Source organism: Mesorhizobium sp. M0437 (assembly GCF_040321335.1).
Taxonomy (GTDB): domain Bacteria; phylum Pseudomonadota; class Alphaproteobacteria; order Rhizobiales; family Rhizobiaceae; genus Mesorhizobium.
The window spans coordinates 1-4,146 of record NZ_JAMYRK010000144.1 but is presented as its reverse complement, the minus strand read 5'-3'; the positions used below and the strand labels follow the sequence as shown (position 1 = coordinate 4,146).

General features: G+C 57.4%; 4 protein-coding genes. 3 read left to right on the top strand and 1 reads right to left on the bottom strand.

What is annotated here, in order from left to right; genetic code table 11:
- Positions 1 to 626: 626 nt before the first annotated feature.
- From NKI72_RS34130 to NKI72_RS34120, 3 genes are all read left to right on the top strand, one after another.
- Entirely contained in the window at positions 627 to 1,325 is a 699-nt protein-coding gene (locus NKI72_RS34130) for a gamma-glutamylcyclotransferase (protein WP_352852141.1), read from the top strand.
- Between the two features lie 256 nt (positions 1,326 to 1,581).
- Positions 1,582 to 2,073, top strand: a complete 492-nt coding sequence (locus NKI72_RS34125; protein WP_352852140.1) for a GNAT family N-acetyltransferase — start codon at positions 1,582 to 1,584, stop codon at positions 2,071 to 2,073.
- 1,261 nt (positions 2,074 to 3,334) lie between these two features.
- Positions 3,335 to 3,616: a VanZ family protein gene (locus NKI72_RS34120; protein WP_352852139.1), complete on the top strand. Its 282-nt coding sequence runs from the start codon at positions 3,335 to 3,337 to the stop codon at positions 3,614 to 3,616.
- Positions 3,617 to 3,899: 283 nt separating this feature from the next.
- On the opposite strand, the gene NKI72_RS34115 is transcribed toward NKI72_RS34120, so the two are convergent.
- The gene (locus NKI72_RS34115) at positions 3,900 to 4,145 is read right to left on the bottom strand and encodes a hypothetical protein (RefSeq protein ID WP_352852138.1); all 246 of its coding nucleotides are present in this window, start codon (positions 4,143 to 4,145) and stop codon (positions 3,900 to 3,902) included.
- Between the last annotated feature and the right edge of the window lies 1 nt (position 4,146).

Below are 4,146 nucleotides of genomic sequence, written 5' to 3'. Positions count from 1 at the left end.
CGTTCCGTACCGGTCAATTCAGATCAATGAAGGGACGATCTGATCATGGTTATAATTCATGCTGCCGCCATTGGTCCATTTCGCAGGTGGTTACGTCTCCGCGCCGAGCGAAAAGCTCTCCTGTCGGCAACGGACCAGTTGAGCCGTTTACCCGATGACGTCCTTGGCGACATCGGCATCTCACGTGACGAAATCATGTGCGATTTGCGAAGCCGCGCCAACCGTCATGCGGAGACGGCGCGTCCGGCACGAGGATCGAGCGCACCAGGATCGCTTGGGCCTCGATCCCGAGACCGTTGGCCGCCGGCAGTGGCTACGCCTCGGCCGAGATCCCCTTTGGCTGGTCCACGAGCGCGATCGAGCCTTACATCGCGGCTTCGACAAGCGGCGGCGCGCGGACGGGACCTTCGAACGGCACTACACCTGCGACCCCAAGGACTGAATGTTGACCGACGGGAGCTGGGGAGGATCTCAAAATGATCATGTCAGTTGTTAAGTCCCTCGCGTCTGTGACGCTCGGCACCGTGCTGATCGCAATCAGTCCGTCGGTTCGTATCTTGCAACGCCGGTAGCATCTGCCAAGGATACGCGATCCTGATCCGATGGAGCACGGGATGCCAAGCCAAATGAGAAAGCTGACCTTGACTGCGGACCATGTCGCGCGGGTCCACAAGGTCGTTCAAGACCAGGGTTTGACGGCAGGTGCCGAGCTACACACCGATGCTGACTACGACCGCTGGGTCGAGCAAATGATCCGAGCTCATCCGGCCCCGAAGGTACCGACCCGCCTATTCGCTTACGGCTCGTTGATCTGGAAGCCGGAGATCGAGCACATCGGTGAGCAACTAGGCGCTGCTCGGGGTTGGCATCGTGCTTTTTGCTTCCGCATGACCCGTTTTCGGGGCACGCCAGAGCAGCCCGGCCTTATGATGGCCCTCGATCGTGGAGGGCAATGCCGAGGCGTCCTGTACGACCTACCAGAGGACAACCTCGAACGCCAATTCGGCAAATTGTTTCGACGCGAGTTCACCTACAAGCCGGCCAATAGCATGCCCCGCTGGATCACGGTCGAGACCGCCTCGGGAGCCAGGCCCGCGTTGACCTTTGTTATGAACCGCGCCTCACCTCTTTATGCCGGTCGTCAGTCACTTGAAGCAGTTGCCGATGTCCTGGCCCGGGCCTGCGGTCATTGGGGCACCGGGGCGGAGTACTTGCTCAACACGGTTTCTCACCTCGAAGCCAAGGGGATACGCGACCGCAACCTCTGGCGGCTTCAACGCCTTGTGGCGGAGTTGATAGAGCGAAACCCGGCGGACGTTCTTTGAGCCAACGGAGCGTCATTGCGCACTTCGCTTCAAGCGTCCGCAGTTGGCGCTTCCCGTCGGTTAATACACCTGAGCCGCAGAACGCCAGCCATCAGGGTCGAAGGACTGGCTGGGGTGGAATTTTTGCCGCATGATGTCGGCAACTGAACAAGTAGTTGGCGCCAATTCCGGGCATTCCGCGGCCGCTTTAGGAGTCGACATTCACGCTACAGGCGGGTCGACGTCTATAATGCTTTGATCGGGTTGGGATGCAGTCATGACCGAAAGCCCAAAGATCAATATTCGCTCTTCTGAAATCGACGACCCCCCAGCTCTAAGTCGCCTGATTTTCAGGACCCTCGAGACCAGCTATAGCGGCGTCTACCCTCCACGCGCGATCGCATTCTTGAAGCAATTCCACTCTGAGGAAAAGGTCTTGCAGCGCATTGAGACAGGAGTGACACTCGTTGCGGAACAGGGTAGCCAATTGGTCGCGACTGCAAGTCTTGACGGCCAGGAAATCACGGCTCTCCTTGTTGATCCTGATAGACAACGATTTGGATTCGGGCAGCTGTTGATGCAAGACCTGGAGGAGCGGGCTCGAACAAACGGTCTCAGAGAGACGATTCTAAGCGTCTCACTTCCGTCCAAGAAATTCTACGAGCGTGTTGGCTATCAAATTGTCGAAGAGCGCATCAAGGATTTGGGCGATGGCCAATCGCTCAAATTCTGGAAGGCCAAGAAGAGACTCATTTCTCCAACCGAATGACGGCTTTCGATCTGTCGTGCCGCGGCAGGGGACGTCGGACTCAGGGTCAAGGCTTGCCGTAGAATTTCTCCCCACGAAGGATAGAGAAGGGTGGTCGCATCAGGTCGTAGCGCGAACGGCAGCTTTGGAGAAACGCCATGAAGATCAGCAACTGCCGCGTTGTGCCGGTTCGGAACTGGGTGGACCTGGGGGAGGATCGTCAATCAACCTTGGGTCTGTTGCATAAGAGTGCAGTCTGGAACTCAACGGCGGCTCATTGGTTTTGCGGGTTCAGCTCGTGGAAAAGGTCCGTCGGCCTTCCATGAATGCGGATTTCCGCATCCCTACCTCGATTTGGTCGATGACCGCCGGACAGGCGAGGCGGAACCGTATCTCGACCGAGAGCACATTCGCGCGCATGATTTCGACGAACGCGGGGATCTTTTCATCCGCACTGAGAAATTGCATTTGACGGATGCAGTGGTGCTACGCTTGCGGAGACCTGGGGTGTCTCCACGTGGAATCGTTCGTCGTGAGCCGATGCTATTGTGCAAATTTCGCAGCACTCAGGGTGGTGGCTATATCGAGAGTGGTTGAAGGAGAGCGGCGAATGAGTTTTCCGGCGGAGCTTGGCGAAAAATTTCTCGGATCGCTCCTCATCTCGTTGGCCAAGGCACGTGCAGCCCTGAACCGGGAGGTCGAGCGGGGTCGCTAATGTTTGATCCACGGCGCTCAGTCCCGTACGCATTGGCCGCCTTCTAAATTCGGGCCTTGGCAGGGTTACCCGCCGGGCGTCCTGGTCACACCTTCCTGCAGCTTGCTATGGGGCGAGCCTCTTCGCAAGCACGCCAACGATTGGGCGAAGATCAACGACGAAGCCAAGTACTTGAAGGAAGACTGGCCGGGGCTGTTCTCTAAGCGCGGAATACTCGGTGAAGTCACGGGTTATAAAAAACGGTTTGCAGCCTTGAAGGGTGTCCCGGCAATCAGTGGCATCGATCGCGGCCCGCGTCTGACGCTCGCCCCGATACTGCCGCATTAAACACAGAAGCCTACCGAGATCCCAATTTGACTTTTTCCCAGCCATCTGCGGCAATAGACTCTGTTCCCCAATGTGCCGCTACGTGCGGATGGCTATGTTCGAAGTGCCGGCCTCCCAGGTTCGGATAGAAGGAGTGACCCCATTTTTTTGCGTGCAAGATCTTTTCCCATCGCGACAAGGACTGCTTTTCTGGTCACACTGGCCGGTGTCCTCGTGCTCGCGCTCTCACCGGAGTGGCTTTTGCAGAATTTTGGCTTCGGCTTCACCTCTCATGATGACAAGCTCAATCACGCCGCAGCTTTCGTCGTGTTGACGGCTATTGGCAGTCTCGGTTGGCCAGAGCACAGGGCAAGACTGATAATTTTTCTCGCCCTTACCGGCGCCGGGATCGAGGTCCTGCAGGGCACGCAAATAATAAGTCGCGACATGGACATATTCGACTGGTTTGCCGATTGTGTCGGCATCGCGTGCGGCCTCGCGATTGCAAGCTGGAGAAAGAAATTAGCTGGCGGCCTCTCTTAGGTCTTATCCTGGCGAGTTCGCGCTGCTGCGAAGCAATGTGGCGGCGAGGAAGATTTGCGGCATGCATCCTTGCACGACTTTCGCGAGGAGAATTGGAGAATTTCACGTCCGTTGTGCTTCTCGACGAAAGCCCCGCAGGCGGGTGACAGCTGCTCGATCATGCTCTGAAGGTCGCATTTGCCGATCGGTGTTATTGGGCTAAGCCGTTTGTAGTCAGCTTGCCTCGGAGCTTATAATATCCGTGTCGAACTTGCCCGCCCCTCGAGCTGAAGCTCTACGCATCCTACACGACGCCGATCGATGAGTAACGGATGATCACCTCGTCCTGACGAAAGCGTCGCTCGAGGTCAGCACGGCGTGTTCGCCAAGCCCGCAGATCAATTTCCTCCGTCACTTCGAAGATGACGATTTCATCGTTGCTGCACTGGTCGCCTTGCGATACCCTCCGGCGAAGGCCGCCTTGCGAGAGGACGGCACGGTAGCGAGGCTGCGCTCTTAAGGTCGCCCTTACGAGCGAAGTTAGCAGCACA

Bases quoted from the DNA above. Each gene is read 5' to 3' on its own strand.
- NKI72_RS34125 (WP_352852140.1), top strand. From the start codon at position 1,582: ATGACCGAAAGCCCAAAGATCAATATTCGCTCTTCTGAAATCGACGAC.
- NKI72_RS34130 (WP_352852141.1), top strand. From the start codon at position 627: ATGAGAAAGCTGACCTTGACTGCGGACCATGTCGCGCGGGTCCACAAG.